This window comes from Alloalcanivorax gelatiniphagus, assembly GCF_005938655.1.
Taxonomy (GTDB): Bacteria; Pseudomonadota; Gammaproteobacteria; order Pseudomonadales; family Alcanivoracaceae; genus Alloalcanivorax; species Alloalcanivorax gelatiniphagus.
The window spans coordinates 69,225-84,557 of record NZ_VCQT01000036.1 but is presented as its reverse complement, the minus strand read 5'-3'; the positions used below and the strand labels follow the sequence as shown (position 1 = coordinate 84,557).

Here is a 15,333-nt window from a genome sequence, read left to right as displayed (position 1 = left end):
TGCGCTCCTGGCGCACGGCCTGGGAGGCTGAACGTTATTTAGCAGGGAGCGTGCCAAAAATAGAAAAGCGTGCTGTATCAGGGGGTTGGAGAAAGGCGGGAGAGAAGGGAAAGGTAAAATAACGAAAACGGGAAATGGCTTTGGCCCTGTTTTGGTGCGCGGCACCATAATGGGGCGGCACTGATGCGCGCCGCCCCGCTGGCGGGTCTCAGTCCGGGCACTGCCAGTCCACCGGCACGGCCTCGGCGCGGGCGCCGTCCTCGCCACGGATCTCCAGGCCGCAGGCGCCGGTGTCGGTGCGGGTGAAGTGGGCCTTGTAGCGTTCCCCGGCACGGGCCTGGAACTGGGCCGCCACCCGGCAGCGGTCGCGGCCACCGCCGGCGCGGGTTTCGCTGAACACCACGCCCACCCGGGCCTGTTCCGATGGCGTCACCGCCACGGTTACCGCCTCGCTTTTCTTCATGGTCTGGAACAGCTTGTCGAAGGCGTTGGTTTCCCAGGGTTTCACGGCCACCGCCTCGCGGGTGTCCTTGAAGCCCTGGCCGGGCACGCACACCGCCGGCTGCGCGGCGGCATCGCCGGTGAAGGTGACGGTGGCGGTTTGCGAGCCGGTGGGTTCCTGATAGGTGAACATCTGGCAGCCGCTGAGCAGCGCCAGCGGCAGCAGAGCGGTAGTTATTCTGATCATGTTGGTCCTCCTGAACGATTGAAACGAGTGTACGGATGCAAGAGGAGGGCCACCAGCGGGATTATGGAGGGCCACCAGCGGGATTGAGGCAAGCCACCAGCCGGATTGAGCAAAGCCACCAGCGGGTAGGGAGGTTATTCTTCGAACCAATGCCGGACCGCGTCCCGCGCCAGGGCGCGGCGGCGCTCGCCGGTGGGCAGCCAGTTGCCGGCGTTGGCGGTGGCGGCGATCAGAAAATCACACAGCGGCAGATGCTGGCGTAATACCCGGTCGTGGCGGTGGCCGATGATCGGGTTGAAGTAACCGAAGAAATCCAGCATCTGGCGGGGGTTTTTACGCACCCACAGCCAGGACCCCATTTCCAGGGTGAGCGGCAGGAAGGTGCGCTCCGGGTGCTGCTCCAGGGCCTGGTCGTACAGATAATCCCAGAGGTCGCCGTGGGTGGTGTAATTCAGCGACTGGGGTTCGATCAGGTAGGGATGATGGTGCGGGTAGGTGTTTTCCAACAGCTGCTTGAGCCGGAACACCTCGGCGAGATGCTCAATGGGTTTGTGGGTGCGCGCATAGCAGCACCAGATCCGGTCGCGGCGGCCGAAGCCGCTGTGGCAGTCCAGGCTCAGGGAAACCGGCGCATTGAGCAGCCGCTCGCGCACCACCTGGATCAGCGCCTGGGCCTCCGCCTCCATGGGCGCGCCGGCCCGGCCCCGGTACCAGGGCAGCCGCCGGCTCAGGCGCTGGCCGCCGACCAGAAACGATACCTGGCCATCGGCGTCCACCGGGGCATTGCGCATCAGGTCCACGCCGTTGGGGTTGCTGCGGGTGCGCCGCCAGATGCCGCCCGGGTTGACCATGGGCATGAACACCAGGCGCACGCTCTCCAGCCGCCGGTGCATCTGATCGTCCCATTGCAGCCGGTGAATCAGGCTGTGCAGCAGCGACAGGATCACCTGGGTACCGATCCGTTCCACCCCGTGCACGCCACCGAAGAAACCGATCACCGGCGCCCCCGGCGACTGGCTGCCCATCTCGATCACGCGCACCGGTAACGGCACCTGGTCCTGGTGCACGGTAAGCACGTCGCTGACCCGGAGATGGCGTTCGCCAAGCCGGATCAAACTGTCCAGGTGCAGCAATTCGGGAAGGTGTCGTTGCAGTAGATAAAGGCGTTCTTGCATGGCGGCAACCGGCATCGTTGCCACCATACTGGCACGGCGGGATCACGGTTTTATGACAGTGGTTCCCGGTGCGGGCCTGTCATGCAAGCGTGACCAAACTGTCAGGGCGCTGTCACCGCCGCCGGCCAGTCTGCCAGACGAGTCCCGGCTCTTCGGTGGGTATCGTCGTGACCTCTGCTTCGCTCGTTTCGTCCCTGCAAACCGGTGATCTGCTGTTGTTCGCCGGCCGTGGTCTGGTCAGTGCCACCATCCGGCTGTTCACCCGCAGCCGCTGGAGCCATATCGCCATGATCGTGCGCCTGCCCGGCGACGACCGGCCGCTGGTGCTTGAAGCCATGGGCACCAGCGAATCCGCCGACCTGCACCTGGGCCGGCCGGTGAACGGGGTGGCGCTGGTGCCCCTGGCCGACAAACTGCGTGACTACCCCGGGGTCATCGTGGTGCGCCGCCGTCTCGGCCCGCCGCTGTGCGCCCGCCGTCAGCGGCTGGTGGCGCGGCTGGTGCGGCGCCTGCTGCACCGTCCCTACAAGAACTTCCTCTGGTGCAATGCCCTGGACCTGCTGAGCGGCTATACCCGGCCGCCGGACCGGCGCGGCTGGTTCTGTTCGGAGCTGGTGGCGGAGATCTACCGGCGGCTGGGCTGGCTGCCCCGGCAGGCGCGGGTGGCCGGTTTCGTGCCCGGCGATTTCGATTCCCCCAGGTTGCGGCTGTGCGACGGCGAGCTGGCGGCGCCCGAATATCTGAAACCTCCGGTAAGCGGCGGCCAATGGGGCCGGTTCACAGCCAGCGTCGTACCCGCCGGCGATAGTCCAGCCACTGATCCCCGAAGCGCCGGGCATGAAACGCTTCTTCCGCGGCGATCACGTGAGTTTGCATGACCCACAATACCGCCAGCAGCATCAACAGCATGCCTGGGCTGGCCAGGCTCAGGGCGCAGGCCAGATGCAACAGCGCGAACGACAGATAGATCGGATTGCGGCTCAGCCGGAACACGCCACCGGTGACCAGCACCCGGGCGGCCCGGTGCGGCATCACCGTGGTGCGGTGGCGGGCCAGCTGCAGCAGCGCCGCCACCACCAGAATCGCGCCGGTCACCGCCAGCACCGTGGCCAGGGTCTGGCGGCCGGGGAAGTCCGGCAGGGTCCAGCCCAGGGCCTGGTCCAGGCCATGGCCGATCAGCAGACCGCCCAGGTGCAGCAGCGGCGGCGGCATGCGTACCTCGGGGTGTTCCGGTGCGGGCTCGCGGGTTGGCTCCCGCTGGCCGGTCGGTTCCTGGGACATGATCGGCTCTCTTGTTATCGGTCTCGTTGTCAGTTGTGAAAAGCTGGGTTATGGTAATTCACATCCCGCCCGCGCGGGAGGGATCGCGATCCGAACTGTGCCAGACCAGCCACCGCCGGTAAGCAAAACACGGCGGCAGGAGCGCGCGTCACTCTCGCGATCCGCTTGATCCGTTCGTGAGAAACCGCAAGGGACGTTCGCCCCGGTCGCCCAACCGCACCGCCAGGTGCAGACCAACAGGGGAAACGCATGGAAGAGCGCGCGGCCACTTTGCATTCCGTCTCCGCAGCCAAATCCCAACCGTCCAACGCCCGCCACGGCCAACCCGACGCCACGCCGAAAACCTACGTTCTTGATACCAATGTGTTGATCCATGATCCCAACTCGCTGCTCAACTTCGAGGAGCACCGGGTGGCGATTCCGATGACCGTTCTGGAGGAACTGGACCGTCTGAAAACCGGTAAATCCCACACCGCCTCGGACTGCCGGGCGGCGATCCGCCAGATCGACCGGGTGCTGGGCCAGGCCAGCCCGGCGGAGGTGGAAGCCGGTATCCCCATCAACCGGGGCCGCACCGACCAGGGCACCCTCACGGTGCTGATGCCGCGCGGCGGCGCCGGCGGCACCGGGCTACCGGAGCACGTCAACGACAACCGCATCATCAATGACGTGATGGCCATGAAGATGGCCGACCCGGACAGCCGCTACGTGCTGGTCACCAAGGACATCAACATGCGCCTCAAGGCGCGCGCCTGTGGCATCGACGCGGAGGACTACCAGAACGACCAGCTGGTCTCCGACATCAAGCAACTGACCCGGGGTTTCTTCGAAGTGCCGGGCTCGTTCTGGGACAAGGTCACCGAGGTGGACACCGTGCAGGAAGGCGCGGAAACCCTGCACCATCTGCCCCACGGCCTGGTGGTAGGGGACATCCTCGGCGAAGAGGTCTATCCCAACCAATTCATTCTCGACGAGCAGGGCTTCGTGGGCCGCATCGTCAGCGTGCGCGACGGCGTGGTGACCCTGCGGCACCATAAGGCCGAAACGCTGATGGATCAGGAGGCCTGGGGCCTCAAGCCGATGAACATCCAGCAGGCGGTGGCGCTGCACTTACTGCTCGACCCGGACATCCACCTGGTCACCCTGACCGGCGCCGCCGGCTCCGGCAAAACAATCCTGGCCCTGGCGGCGGCCATCGAAATGACCGTGGAGCAGCGCCGCTTCAACAAGATTATCGCCACCCGCTCCACGCCGCCGCTGGCCGAGGAGCACGGCTTTCTGCCGGGCACCGAGGAAGAAAAGATGGACCCCTGGCTGGGCGCCATCAACGACAACATCGAGGCGCTGCACCTCAACGACGAGAATCCCCAGGGCAGCATTCAGTACGTCAAGGAGCGCGCCAACATTCAGTTCAAGGCGCTCAACTACATCCGTGGCCGCAGCTTCCAGAAATCCCTGATCCTGATCGACGAAAGCCAGAACCTGACCCCCCACCAGATGAAGGCGATCATCACCCGGGCCGGGGAGGGCTCCAAGGTGGTGTGCCTCGGCAACCTGGCGCAGATCGATACCCCCTACCTGTCGCCGATCAGCTCCGGCCTCACCTACATGACCGAACGCTTCAAAGGCTTCGAACACGGCGGCTCGGTGCAATTGATGGGAGTGCCCAGGTCGTTGCTGGCGGAGTACGCGGAAACCTGGCTCTGATGATCGCGGCTGAAGCCGCTCCTACAGCAGCGGGGTTGGGGGTGTTGTAGGAGCGGCTTCAGCCGCGATAGACGCGGAGTCGAAAGTTAAAAGTTAAAAGTTAAAACGCGGACACGGCCCCGCCACCCACCAGGCCGTGCCCGCGCTCAACAGGAAATCCTAGCTCTAATAGTATTTCCCCGACTTCACGGCCGAAGGCCGCGGGAACACGTCCCCGCCCCCGCCCCTTTCAACTTTTAACTTTAAACTTTCAACTGGCCGTTCCGTGCCACGGCCCGCCTGCCGCTTGCAACTTGAAGCCTGCAGCTATCCCCCGAGAGCCTCCTCCAAAACCCCCCGACAAGCCTCACTGTCGTAGAAATCCCCCAAAGCATTCTCGATCCAAGGCGTGAGCACGCCCTGTTCGTCGAGTACCCGGGCGCCGGTGGCGAGGGCGGGGGCGAGGACTTTGCTGCGTTGTTTCGGGGTGGTGCCCATGGCCTTGAGCAGGCCGGGCAGGTCCTGTTCCAGCAGGGCCTGGACGGCGGCGTGGACGCCGGCGTTCACCAGGGCGCGGCTGTAGTCCAGGCGGGAGGCTTCGTCGGCCACCACCACCGCGTGGGGCACGGTTTGCGCCATCAGGTCGTCCGGTGACTGGCGGATGGCGTCGGCGGGGCGCAGCGGCGCCAGCCGGCGGTAGCCGTCGCGGGCCAGTTCGGCGATGCGGCGGTCGGTGAGCTGGGCATTGAGCCATTGTTCACCGGTGCGCAGGGTGGCGCGGATATTGTTGCGCAGGTAATCGCGGATGGTGTCTTCCAGGCCGCCCATGGCGCGGCCCACGCTCTTGCGGCCCAGCTTCATCATGCTGCTGACGCCGGGCAGCTTGGCCAGGGCGTTTTCCTCGAGCAGAAAGTTCTTGATGCCGGTGTAGAGCATCTCGCTGACCATGTCGCTGACCAGTGGATGGTTGAGGCAGGCATGGATGGCTTTTTCGCGCAGGCTTTTCAGACGCAGGGCCTGGGCCAGAATCGCCTCGAAATGCTGCTCCTCGAGCAGCTCACCCACGGTGGCCGGTTCGTCGGCGGCCCGTTTTCGCACCGCTTCCGCCACTTGCAGGATCACCGGTTCCAGCCCGCGCACGGTGTGCACCTGCTTGAGCCAGTCGTCGATCACGGCGGCCAGGGTGTCGGCGTCCACCAGGGCGCCCACGGGGGTTTTGCCCAGGGCTTTGACGCCGTCATCCAGCTGCGTTTGCCAGTAGTTTTTTTGCTGCAGACGCTCACGGGCGTGAGCGACGTGGGCCGCGCGTAACGCGTCGGCCAGATCGGCTGCGTTCATCCGCTTCCTCATTGTTTTTCAGGGAACGGCGCCATCATGCGGCAAAAGCGGGGCCGACCGCGCAGCCATCGCGCCGGGCCGGCCGGGCGCTGGCGCTAACCGGCGGGGCCCGGTTCCACCTGGTCCGGGTAGGCCTGGCGCCAGTATTCAAAGCCGCCGTCCAGGCTGACCACCGATTGAAAGCCCTGTTCATTCAGGTAATCGCTGGCCGCCTGGCTGGAATGGCCATGGTAGCAGTACACCACCAGCGGATGGGCGCGGTCGGTGGTGGCCAGAAACGCCTCCAGGCCGGCCTGGTTGAGGGGCAGGGCGCCGGGAATGCGTGCCTGCTGGTGGCTTTCCGGGTCGCGCACATCGATAAACAAGGTGCCGCCGGCTTGCAGGAGCTCCAGCCCCTGCTCGGGGCCGATACGTTCCGCCATGAAAAACTCCGTTACCGGTCGGCGACCAGGGTCGCGTCCGGGTGTTCACAATTGAGTTTCATGCCGATGGCTTCTTCCAGCTGCGGCAACAGAAAGGCGTCGTCCTCGCAGGCGAAGCTGATCGACACGCCGCTGGCGCCGGCACGGCCGGTGCGGCCGATGCGGTGCACGTAATCCTCCGGGTCTTCCGGCAGGTTGTAATTGATCACATGGGACACCCCTTCGATATGGATGCCCCGGCCGGCCACGTCGGTGGCGATCAGCACCTGCAGGTCACCGGCCCGGAACCGCTCCAGGGTCTTCATGCGCTGGTTCTGCGGCACGTCGCCGGAAATCAGCGACACCTTCAGGCCCTTCTTGTGCAGCCGGTCGTTAAGGCGGCGGGTAATGTCACGGCGGTTGGCGAACACGATCACCTTGTCCATGTTTTCCATGGTGATCAGGTTGTAGAGCAGGTTGAATTTGTCGTTGGTGGCGGTGATGTAGACCTTCTGATCGACGGTTTCGGTGGTCACCTGGGTGGGCTCGATCTCGACCACCGCGGCGTCCTCGGTCCAGCGCTGGGAGAGCGCCATGACATCGTCGTTGAAGGTGGCGGAGAACAGCTGGGTTTGCCGGTAGCGGCTCTGCGGCGTCATGCGCACGATGCGTTTCACGTCCGGGATAAAACCCATGTCCAGCATCCGGTCCGCTTCGTCCAGCACCAGGGATTCCACCCGGTCCAGCCACAGGTCACGGCGCTTGGCGAAATCCAGCAGCCGCCCCGGGGTGGCCACCAGAATATCGATCAGCCGGGTTTGCAGGCGTTCCTGCTGGCGGTTGAAGTTCATGCCACCGACCACGCTCATCACCTGCAGGTCGGTGTGGGCGGACAATTGTTTGGCGTCCTTTTCGATCTGCATGGCCAGTTCCCGGGTGGGCGCCACGATCAGCGCCCGGGGTTCGCCGGCGAAGCGCTGCACGGTGATCGGATTGCGCAGCAGATCATTGATCATGGTGATCAGGAAGGCGGCGGTCTTGCCGGTGCCGGTCTGGGCGCGGCCAATGGCGTCGGCGCCGGCCAGGGTGTGCTTGAGAACGGTGGCCTGAATCGGCGTGCAGTATTGAAAGCCCGCGTCGGCGATGCCGCGCATCAATGCCGGTTCCAGGTCGAAATCATGAAACCGGGTTTCCCCCTCTTTTTCCGGCACCTGGAATTGCTCCAGGGTCCAGTCTTGCGTGGTCTCGTTTTGCATTGAATCGCTCGGTTAGGAAAGCCGGAAACGGCGGTATTCGGCTCTTTCGGCCGGCCTTCGCCGGGCGCCGCCGGGTGGTTGTCCACCGGTCGGCGGCGTGGTCAGGGGAGACAGTGTATAAAAAGCAGGCTCACGCGAATACCAAAACCCGGTTATTGGCGGGCATGGCGTGGTCGCCGAGCAGGGCGCGGCGGTGTTCGGCGAAGCGCGCCACCACCCATTCCTGATCGCGGATGCCCATGGCCGGGTCGCGGGCTTTCAGGCTTTCGTCGAACTGGCGGTTGCTGTCGCTGGTGGGGCGGCCCTGGTAGTGGAAGGGCCCATAGACCAGGAAGCGGCCCTGCCCGGTCAGGCGCTGACAGGCCTGCTCGATGCACAGCGCCACCTGCTCGGCGGACATGATGTGGAAGGTGTTGGCGGTGAAGATGTACTCAAAGGGCCCCAGCGGCCAGGCGTCCTGCACCCGCAGGGGAATCGCCGGGCGCAGGTTGGCGGCGGGCTCGCCGCCCAGGCGCTGGTTCAGGGCCTGCAGATTCTCCGGCTGCTCGGAAGGCGTCCAGCCGATCTCCGGGAATTGTGGCGCCAGCCACTGGGCGTGCTGGCCGGTGCCGGCGCCGATTTCCAGCAGGTTGCCGGGGCGGGTGAGGTACTCTTGCAGGACCTGAAGAATCGGGCCCTTGTTGTTTTCCGCCGCCTGGGAAAAGGGGAGCATAGGTGGTCCTGTTCAGGGACTCACTTCCTGACCATCTTCTGGCCGGCCACCATGATGCGCTGGTACGCGGTGGGCATGAGCCGTTGCATGCTGTCGATGGCGCGCGCATCGGAGCCGATCAGCACGCGCCGCTTGTTGCCGCGCACTCCCTTGAGGATGGTGCGGGCGGCTTCCTCCGGCGTGGTGCGGAACATCTTCTCGAAGTCCCGGCGGGCCTTTTCCGGATCGCCGGTGATGCGCTCCATGCCGTCGGCCATGCGCGCGTTACGGGCGATGTTGGTCTTGATGCCGCCGGGATGAACGGTGGTGCAGGACACCTGGCCGCCTTCGATTTCCAGTTCCTGGCGCAGGGATTCGGTGAAACCGCGCACCGCGAACTTGGCGGCGTTATAGGCGGACTGGGTGGGCACGCCGATCAGGCCGAACACGCTGGAGACGTTCACGATATGCCCTTCCTGGGCGCGCTTCAAATGGGGCAGGAATGCCTTGGTGCCGTACACCACGCCCCAGAAGTTGATGCCCATGAGCCATTCGAAGTCCTCGTAGCTCACGTCTTCCACGGTGGCGCCCAGGGCCACGCCGGCATTGTTGATGACCAGATGAACGGCGCCGAAATGGCCGGCCACCCGTTCGGCGAAGGCGTAGACCGCGTCCCGGTCGGCCACGTCGAAGGCTTCGGTGATCAGCCGGTCCTTGCCCAGCCCCAGGTCGCGGGCGGTGTCGCGCAGGGCGGTTTCGTTGATGTCGGAGAGGGCCAGGCGGGCGCCGGCGGCGGCCAGCTGTTGCGCCAGGGCGCGGCCGATCCCGGAGCCGGCGCCGGTGACCACGGCCACCTTATCGTTGAAATCTTTCATTGCGAGTTCATCCGTTGCGATGGAATGGCCGGAGTGTAGCGATTCCACACATTCCAAAGGGGCCAATCATCCGGTGAGCGATGACCCTGACGCCGTGGCGCGGTGTCAGGTCGGCTCCAGGCAACCTTCGGCGGCGACCCCGGCAATGGCCGAACGGCAGCGTTCCACGGCCTGATCCAGGGCCGCCTCGTCGTCGCCGTCCACGGTCACCGGCGCGTGCAGGGTCAGGGCCACGGTGCCCGGGTGCATGCGCAGGCTGTCCGGCGGCAGGATTTCCCGGGTGCCGGTGAGGGTCACCGGCAGCAGCGGCAGGTCCAGATCCCGGGCCATGCGGAAGGCGCCTTTCTTGAAGCGGCGCAGTTCGCCGTCGCGGCTGCGGGTGCCTTCCGGAAAGAACAGAATACTGGTGCCGTCCACCAGCCGGGCCTTGGCGCTTTCCAGGCTGGCCTGGGCGGCGCGGGAGTCGCCACGGTCGATAAAGATGTGCCCGAGCAGGGCGCAGCAGGGACCGATGACCGGCACCTTGCGCAGCTCCTGCTTCATGACCCAGCGGAAGTCCTTGTTCAGGTGCCCGTAGAGCACCCAGATATCGAACTGGCTGAGGTGGTTGGCGACGATCACATAGCTTTGTTTGGGATCGAGATGCTCCAGGCCGTGCAAGCGCACCTGCACGCCGCTGAGCAGCAGGCCCAGCCGCGACCAGGGCACGGCGGTGAGACGGCCGGCCCGGCGTGGGCCGAGGAACGGCACCAGAACAAAGCAGAGCAGCCCGGCCAGCAGGGTGGCGGCCAGCATCAGGGGCGCGAAAACGAACCAGGAATATACGAAGAAGAGCGCGTTCACCATGCCTGTCGACCCCGTCCGGACGGCGAAAAGGGGCTGTCCCTTATGGTTGGTGGGGAGATGTGAGCCACATTATGTTAGCGGAGATGGCCGAATATGACAGGCGTTATTGGGGTTTTGTTACGTTTTCGACGCCCGGCGGACGGCCGGGGCCGCGCAGATCCAGGCTGCTGTAGTAGTGCCCCTGATAGCGGGGTTGGCGCACGGATTCGCCCAGGCGGCGCAGGGTGAAATGGGCGGCATCGCGCAGCAGCAGCCGGGCCAGCCAGTCCGGGATGGCGCCACCGGGGTCCAGATGCAGCCGGTAGTCCACCCGCACCTGCCCGGGCTCGGCCCGTTGGAAGGTGAGGCTGCCGCGCAGATGCGGCACCCGCACATAGCGCGGGTCCGGGGGCAGCAGGTCCGGGCGGTTGGTGAGCGCCACCGTGACCCGGCCCGGCGGCGGAGTGGGCGTTTGCACCACCCGGCTCTCCAGCAGTGCCTCGCGGTCGTGCAGCGGCCACGGCAGGCGGGTGACCAGACGCAGGTTACGGGCGCCGTCCTCGGCGGGCTTGAGCGCCTGCACCGAGGTCACGAAGTGCAGCCAGCCCGGGTAGGCCGGGTAGTCATCCAGCAGCGCCACCAGGGCGTATTCGTCGGGCAGGGGGAAGCGGGTGGTGGCATGAATGGCGAAGCCGCTTTCGCCGCCGCCTTGCTGGAATACCTGGATCTGTTGCCGGTCACTGACCAGCACCCAGTTGCGTCTGGTGTCGTCCGGGAGAGGCTTCGCCCCATCGGCGGCGCCGGCCAGCAGAGGCAGCAACAGCACCATGGGTAATCGGAGGCCGCGTTTTTGCATATTGTCTAATCCGAACGTCTTAGGGCTTTCGCGGCCATGATAGGCCCAGCATGCGCTCAAGGCTGGGCCGTTGGTCCGGTTTTCAGGCCCGCCGGGCGGCCGATGATGGAGTAAAGGTAGTACGCCGGTGTTAGACTCGGCGCTTTCGTTGGTAGTAACAAACCTTCTTATCGACAAAGCAATGACAACGCAACCATGAGACGCCGTGTATGACCAAGCGTTTCCCGCTCCGATGGACGCATCGGTGGCTGCATTGGCTGGTAGGGGGCATGGTGGTGGCGGCCTTCGTGGTGACGCTGCCGGAACATGAGGATCGGGTCGACCGGCCCGCCTTCCGCACCCATTTCGTGAACAGCCACGACAATCTGGACGGCCGCTGGCAGATGCGGTTCGCCTCCGATGCGGAAACGCCCCTGGTGCACGCCGCTTCCATGGTGGAGCTGCCCGATGGCCGGCTGCGTGCCTTCTGGTTCGCCGGCACCGCCGAGGGGGCCGAGGATGTGGGCATCCACTCCGCGGTGTTTGACCCGCGCCGTTCCCAATGGAGCGACGAGGAGCGGGTGGTGACCCGCGAGCAGATCCGCCGCCAGTGGGGCCGCCATGTGCGCAAGCTGGGCAACGCGGTGCCGGTGCTCGATGACGACGGCCGCATGCGGCTGTTCGTGGTGGCGGTGAGTTTTGGCGGCTGGGCGGCGAGCCGCCTGGTGGTGATGGATTCCCATGATCTGGGCGCCACCTGGACCTTCGACGAAGCGCTCACCGCCAGTCCCTTCCTGAATATCAGCACCCTGGTGAAGACCCCGCCGATTCATTATCAGGACGGCACCGTCGGCCTGCCGGTCTACCACGAGATGGTGGGCAAGTTCGGCGAAATCCTGCGCCTGGACCGCAACAATCATATCGTCGACAAGGAACGCATCGGCCACGGCCGCAAGGCGATCCAGCCGCTGATCCTGGTGGACGGGCCGAAGCGCGCCACCGCCCTGCTGCGCAACGAAAGCGAGGACGATCAGGGCCGCCTGTACCGCAGTGATACCGCCGATGGCGGCAACGACTGGAGCCCGCTGTACAGCTCCAAGCTGACTAATCCGTCGGCGGCGGTGGGCGGCGTGGTGCTGTCGTCCGGGCACTGGCTGGTGGTGGCCAACTGCAACGCCTACGAGCGCGACGATCTCTGTGTGCACGAAAGCAAGGACAGCGGCCAGACCTGGACCGAGCGGCTGTTTTTCCACAACCGGGAGGCCTGGCGCGATGGCCGGGTGGAGGAGGCCGCGTTTCTGCGCATGATCGACGAGGAAGTGGCCGACACGCTGAACGCCGAGGACCCGGCCCTGCTGCGCAGCCGGGTGGATCACAACAAATGCGCCCGGGACGGCTGTGAGTTCCAGTACGACTATCCCTATGTGCTGCAGGCCCGTAACGGCGACGTGCACATCCTCTACACCTGGAACAAGACCGCCATTCGCCACGCCTGGCTGCCCGCCGACGAGACCCCGGGGGAAAGCGGATGATGGTGCCGGAACTGATTTGCGCGCTGGTGCTGATGGCGGTGGCCCTGCGCCTGGGCGCGCGCCTGCCACGGCCGGCCCGGGCGGCGCTGGCCGGGGTCACCCTGGTGGCGGCGCTGCTGCCGTTTCCCTATGGCCTGTCCGGCTGGGTGCTCAGCTATTTGAGCCACTTCAGCCTGTCCTCCGGGCTGCTGGCCCTGGTGGCCATTCAACACCGCCTCACCGGGCATTACTGGTTGCCGGTGCGCGAACTGCGCGCCGTCTGTCTGCTGCTGGTGGGGCTGGCGCTGTGGTTCTATCCCATGAGCCTGGGCTCCAGCTACGCGGACCCCTACGCGCTGGGCTTTGGTGATACCCTGTTCAGCGTGGTGCTGCTGCTGGTGGGACTGTTCGCCTGGCTGAACCGGGCCTACGCCAGTTGCGCGGTGCTGGTGGTGGCGCAGCTCGCCTATGGCGCCAATCTGCTGCACTCCGACAATCTGTGGGATTACCTGATCGACCCCTGGCTGGTGTTCTGGGCCATCGGCTGGCTGGTGCGGGACCGGTTGCTGGTGCGCCGCGCCCAGCGCGTGCCGGTGGAAAGCCCGGCCCCGGCGGCGGCGCCGGCGGGCATCGTCGAGCGCTGATCAGACCCGGCGGCGTGGCCACAGCAGGGCGGCGCCGTAGCCCACCATGAACATCACCAGATTGCCGATCAGCCCGGTGTAATAGAGATCGAACGGCGCGCTCAGCGCCGCCGGCAGCGCCCCCTTATTGGTGAGCACCGTCCAGGAGGTGAACAGCAGGGTGGCGACAATCCCCCACCAGGCCGCCCGGCCGTCACCGCGCCGGCTCAGAAACCCGAGCAGATACAGCCCCAGCATGCCGCCGCCGAACAGCGACACCAGGATGGTGGAGGTGTCCTGCAGGGTGTGGGTGTGGGCACCGTTGAGCCAGAGGGCGCCGAGAATCATCAGCGCGGTGACGGCGGTGGCCACGTAGCGGGCCACGCGCAGATAGTGGCGGTCGTCCAGGCCGGTGCGCAGATGGCGCCGGTAGAGGTCGACGATGGACACCGTGGTCACCGAGTTGATGCTGGAATCCAGCGAACTCATGGCCGCCGCCAGGGCCGCCGCCACCACCAGACCGGCCACGCCGGCGGGCAGGTACTCGGTGATGAACCAGGGCAGGATGGTCTCCGCTTTCTCGGTGCCGGCCAGCACCGCGCTGGCCATCGGGTCCGGATGGTGCTGGAAGAACACCCACAGGGCGGTGCCCAGCAGCATATAGAACGCCCACACCGGCAACGCGGTGAACAGATACACCCACAGGCCCCGGCGCGCTTCCCGGGTGGAACGGGAGGCGCAGTAGCGCTGCACCGTGTTCTGGTTGCTGGAGTATTCGGTGAGCCAGTTGGTTAGGCCGATAAACAGCATCATGGTGGCGGTCTTCTCGCTCAACGACAGTCCCCAGCGCACCGGTTGGGGCTCGCCGTCGCGCCATTCCGCCAGGGCGAACTTGCCGGCGGCCCCCGCCTCCCGGAACACCTGACCCAGTCCGCCGGGCAGCGCTTCCACCACCACCCACAGGCACAGCAGGCCGCCGATCAGCAACACCAGGGTCTGCAGCACATCGGTCCAGATCACCGCGTCGATGCCGCCGATCACGGTATAGAGCCCGACGAACAGACCGGCGGCGATGATCGCCGTGGTCGGCGACACCTCAACCAGCTGCAGGATCAGCACCGACAGCAGCCACAGGATCATGGCCAGGCGCACCAGCTGGGCGACAATAAAGGCCACCGCCCCGTAGACCCGCACGCTGGGGCCGAAGCGCAGTTCCAGAAACTCGTAGGCGCTGGTCATATTGCCGCGCCGGAAGAACGGCAGAAACACCCGTGCCGCCACCACCAGCGCCAGGGGCAGGGCCAGATTGGGCAGGTAACGCAGCCAGCCGGTTTTGAAGGCGTCGGCGGGGTAGGCCAGAAAGGTGACCGAACTGATCGAGGTGCCCACCAGGGACAGGCCGATCACCCAGCCGCGAAAGCGGCGCCCGCCGACGAAGTACTCCTCGGTACTGGTGTTGCGGCGCGCGAACCCGAAGCCGATCAGCAGAATCACGGCCAGGTAGGCGAGCAGCACCGCCCAGTCCAGGGGCGCCAGGGTCATTCCAGAATTTCCACCTGGTCGGCCTGTTCACCCCGTTCCGAATGCCGGGTCACGAAGCGCACCGGCGTGCCCGCCCGCAGACTGCGGCGGCCACCGTCGCGCACCGCCTTGAAATGGACGAACACTTCCTCGCCATTGTCGGCCAGGATAAAGCCGAATCCCTTCTTGGGATTGAACCATTTCACCTCGCCCCGGCGGCGACCGTCGTTGCCCGCCGCGGCCGGCATCCGGGGCGCGGGCAGACGACCCCAGGGCAGCAGGGCCAGGGCGTACAGCAGCACCGGAACCCACAGCCAGGCGGCGGCACCGAAAGCGGCGTCACCGTGGCTGGCCACCAGACCGGCCAGGTACACCAGAACCGCCGCGTGCAACGGCCGGCGGGTGGGGCCGCCGGCCAGACACACCAGATTGACCGCCGCCGCCAGCAGCAGGCCCAGGCCGGTCTGTTGCGACAGCAGCGGGGAGATCACCAGCACCTGCTCGCCGCCATGGGCGAACAGCACGAAGGAATCGGGGGCGAACAGCAACCCGGCGCCGGGCAACGCCAGTAACAGGACGGCCAGAGCGTACACGGCCGCCAAGGGTTTGGAGACTTTCATGGAATCG

16 protein-coding genes are annotated in these 15,333 nt (G+C 66.0%); 4 read left to right on the top strand and 12 right to left on the bottom strand.

The window, feature by feature from the left end; translation table 11 throughout:
- Positions 1-208 precede the first annotated feature (208 nt).
- On the bottom strand, positions 209-688 hold the full coding sequence (locus tag FGS76_RS11795; protein ID WP_138772842.1) for a hypothetical protein: 480 nt from the start codon (positions 686-688) through the stop codon (positions 209-211).
- Between the two features lie 134 nt (positions 689-822).
- The gene (locus FGS76_RS11790) at positions 823-1,863 is read right to left on the bottom strand and encodes a M14 family zinc carboxypeptidase (protein ID WP_138772841.1); all 1,041 of its coding nucleotides are present in this window, start codon (positions 1,861-1,863) and stop codon (positions 823-825) included.
- A 167-nt stretch (positions 1,864-2,030) separates the two neighbouring features.
- On the opposite strand from FGS76_RS11790, the gene FGS76_RS11785 reads away from it, so the two are divergent.
- Complete coding sequence (locus FGS76_RS11785; RefSeq protein ID WP_138772840.1) at positions 2,031-2,741, top strand: C40 family peptidase; 711 nt, start codon at positions 2,031-2,033, stop codon at positions 2,739-2,741.
- On the opposite strand, the gene FGS76_RS11780 is transcribed toward FGS76_RS11785, so the two are convergent.
- Positions 2,641-3,144 carry a methyltransferase family protein gene (locus tag FGS76_RS11780; RefSeq protein WP_240692520.1) on the bottom strand — a complete coding sequence of 168 codons (504 nt, stop codon included), beginning with the start codon at positions 3,142-3,144 and terminating at the stop codon, positions 2,641-2,643. The genes FGS76_RS11785 and FGS76_RS11780 overlap by 101 nt on opposite strands.
- Before the next feature lie 249 nt (positions 3,145-3,393).
- Here FGS76_RS11780 and FGS76_RS11775 point away from each other — a divergent pair, with 249 nt between their 5' ends.
- On the top strand, positions 3,394-4,851 hold the full coding sequence (locus FGS76_RS11775; RefSeq protein WP_138772839.1) for a PhoH family protein: 1,458 nt from the start codon (positions 3,394-3,396) through the stop codon (positions 4,849-4,851).
- Positions 4,852-5,157: 306 nt separating this feature from the next.
- Here the strand turns inward: FGS76_RS11775 and FGS76_RS11770 are convergent, their stop codons facing one another.
- The 7 genes from FGS76_RS11770 to FGS76_RS11740 all read right to left on the bottom strand — a co-directional run bounded on the left by FGS76_RS11770 (position 5,158) and on the right by FGS76_RS11740 (position 11,072).
- Positions 5,158-6,168 (bottom strand): hypothetical protein, encoded by a 1,011-nt coding sequence (locus tag FGS76_RS11770; RefSeq protein ID WP_138772838.1) that lies wholly within the window; start codon positions 6,166-6,168, stop codon positions 5,158-5,160.
- A gap of 95 nt (positions 6,169-6,263) precedes the next feature.
- A complete protein-coding gene (gene glpE / locus FGS76_RS11765) occupies positions 6,264-6,590 on the bottom strand; it encodes a thiosulfate sulfurtransferase GlpE (protein ID WP_138772837.1) in 327 nt (108 codons plus the stop codon).
- Positions 6,591-6,601: 11 nt separating this feature from the next.
- Positions 6,602-7,825, bottom strand: coding sequence for an ATP-dependent RNA helicase RhlB (gene rhlB / locus FGS76_RS11760; RefSeq protein ID WP_138772836.1), 1,224 nt, complete (start codon positions 7,823-7,825; stop codon positions 6,602-6,604).
- Between the two features lie 130 nt (positions 7,826-7,955).
- Positions 7,956-8,537 (bottom strand): DUF938 domain-containing protein, encoded by a 582-nt coding sequence (locus tag FGS76_RS11755; protein ID WP_138772835.1) that lies wholly within the window; start codon positions 8,535-8,537, stop codon positions 7,956-7,958.
- 20 nt (positions 8,538-8,557) lie between these two features.
- Positions 8,558-9,391, bottom strand: a complete 834-nt coding sequence (locus FGS76_RS11750; protein ID WP_138772834.1) for an SDR family NAD(P)-dependent oxidoreductase — start codon at positions 9,389-9,391, stop codon at positions 8,558-8,560.
- Between the two features lie 105 nt (positions 9,392-9,496).
- A complete protein-coding gene (locus FGS76_RS11745; protein WP_138772833.1) occupies positions 9,497-10,237 on the bottom strand; it encodes a lysophospholipid acyltransferase family protein in 741 nt (246 codons plus the stop codon).
- Between the two features lie 103 nt (positions 10,238-10,340).
- Entirely contained in the window at positions 10,341-11,072 is a 732-nt protein-coding gene (locus FGS76_RS11740; protein ID WP_138772832.1) for an START domain-containing protein, read from the bottom strand.
- A 209-nt stretch (positions 11,073-11,281) separates the two neighbouring features.
- Between FGS76_RS11740 and FGS76_RS11735 the strand changes: the two genes are divergently transcribed.
- Together FGS76_RS11735 and FGS76_RS11730 are read left to right on the top strand one after the other, a co-directional pair.
- Entirely contained in the window at positions 11,282-12,583 is a 1,302-nt protein-coding gene (locus tag FGS76_RS11735; RefSeq protein ID WP_240692519.1) for a sialidase family protein, read from the top strand.
- Positions 12,580-13,206 carry a hypothetical protein gene (locus FGS76_RS11730; protein WP_138772831.1) on the top strand — a complete coding sequence of 209 codons (627 nt, stop codon included), beginning with the start codon at positions 12,580-12,582 and terminating at the stop codon, positions 13,204-13,206. Before FGS76_RS11735 ends, FGS76_RS11730 begins: the two co-directional genes overlap by 4 nt.
- On the opposite strand, the gene FGS76_RS11725 is transcribed toward FGS76_RS11730, so the two are convergent.
- On the bottom strand, positions 13,207-14,727 hold the full coding sequence (locus FGS76_RS11725; protein WP_138772830.1) for a sodium:solute symporter family protein: 1,521 nt from the start codon (positions 14,725-14,727) through the stop codon (positions 13,207-13,209).
- Complete coding sequence (locus tag FGS76_RS11720; protein WP_138772829.1) at positions 14,724-15,326, bottom strand: cold shock domain-containing protein; 603 nt, start codon at positions 15,324-15,326, stop codon at positions 14,724-14,726. The genes FGS76_RS11725 and FGS76_RS11720 overlap by 4 nt, the downstream gene beginning before the upstream one ends.
- Positions 15,327-15,333 lie beyond the last annotated feature (7 nt).

Excerpts from the sequence above, each read along its gene's own strand:
- FGS76_RS11795 (WP_138772842.1), bottom strand. The coding sequence starts at position 688 with ATGATCAGAATAACTACCGCTCTGCTGCCGCTGGCGCTGCTCAGCGGC.
- FGS76_RS11790 (WP_138772841.1), bottom strand. The coding sequence starts at position 1,863 with ATGCAAGAACGCCTTTATCTACTGCAACGACACCTTCCCGAATTGCTG.
- FGS76_RS11780 (WP_240692520.1), bottom strand. The coding sequence starts at position 3,144 with ATGTCCCAGGAACCGACCGGCCAGCGGGAGCCAACCCGCGAGCCCGCA.
- FGS76_RS11775 (WP_138772839.1), top strand. The coding sequence starts at position 3,394 with ATGGAAGAGCGCGCGGCCACTTTGCATTCCGTCTCCGCAGCCAAATCC.
- FGS76_RS11770 (WP_138772838.1), bottom strand. The coding sequence starts at position 6,168 with ATGAACGCAGCCGATCTGGCCGACGCGTTACGCGCGGCCCACGTCGCT.
- glpE (WP_138772837.1), bottom strand. The coding sequence starts at position 6,590 with ATGGCGGAACGTATCGGCCCCGAGCAGGGGCTGGAGCTCCTGCAAGCC.
- rhlB (WP_138772836.1), bottom strand. The coding sequence starts at position 7,825 with ATGCAAAACGAGACCACGCAAGACTGGACCCTGGAGCAATTCCAGGTG.
- FGS76_RS11755 (WP_138772835.1), bottom strand. The coding sequence starts at position 8,537 with ATGCTCCCCTTTTCCCAGGCGGCGGAAAACAACAAGGGCCCGATTCTT.
- FGS76_RS11750 (WP_138772834.1), bottom strand. The coding sequence starts at position 9,391 with ATGAAAGATTTCAACGATAAGGTGGCCGTGGTCACCGGCGCCGGCTCC.
- FGS76_RS11745 (WP_138772833.1), bottom strand. The coding sequence starts at position 10,237 with ATGGTGAACGCGCTCTTCTTCGTATATTCCTGGTTCGTTTTCGCGCCC.
- FGS76_RS11740 (WP_138772832.1), bottom strand. The coding sequence starts at position 11,072 with ATGCAAAAACGCGGCCTCCGATTACCCATGGTGCTGTTGCTGCCTCTG.
- FGS76_RS11735 (WP_240692519.1), top strand. The coding sequence starts at position 11,282 with ATGACCAAGCGTTTCCCGCTCCGATGGACGCATCGGTGGCTGCATTGG.
- FGS76_RS11730 (WP_138772831.1), top strand. The coding sequence starts at position 12,580 with ATGATGGTGCCGGAACTGATTTGCGCGCTGGTGCTGATGGCGGTGGCC.
- FGS76_RS11725 (WP_138772830.1), bottom strand. The coding sequence starts at position 14,727 with ATGACCCTGGCGCCCCTGGACTGGGCGGTGCTGCTCGCCTACCTGGCC.
- FGS76_RS11720 (WP_138772829.1), bottom strand. The coding sequence starts at position 15,326 with ATGAAAGTCTCCAAACCCTTGGCGGCCGTGTACGCTCTGGCCGTCCTG.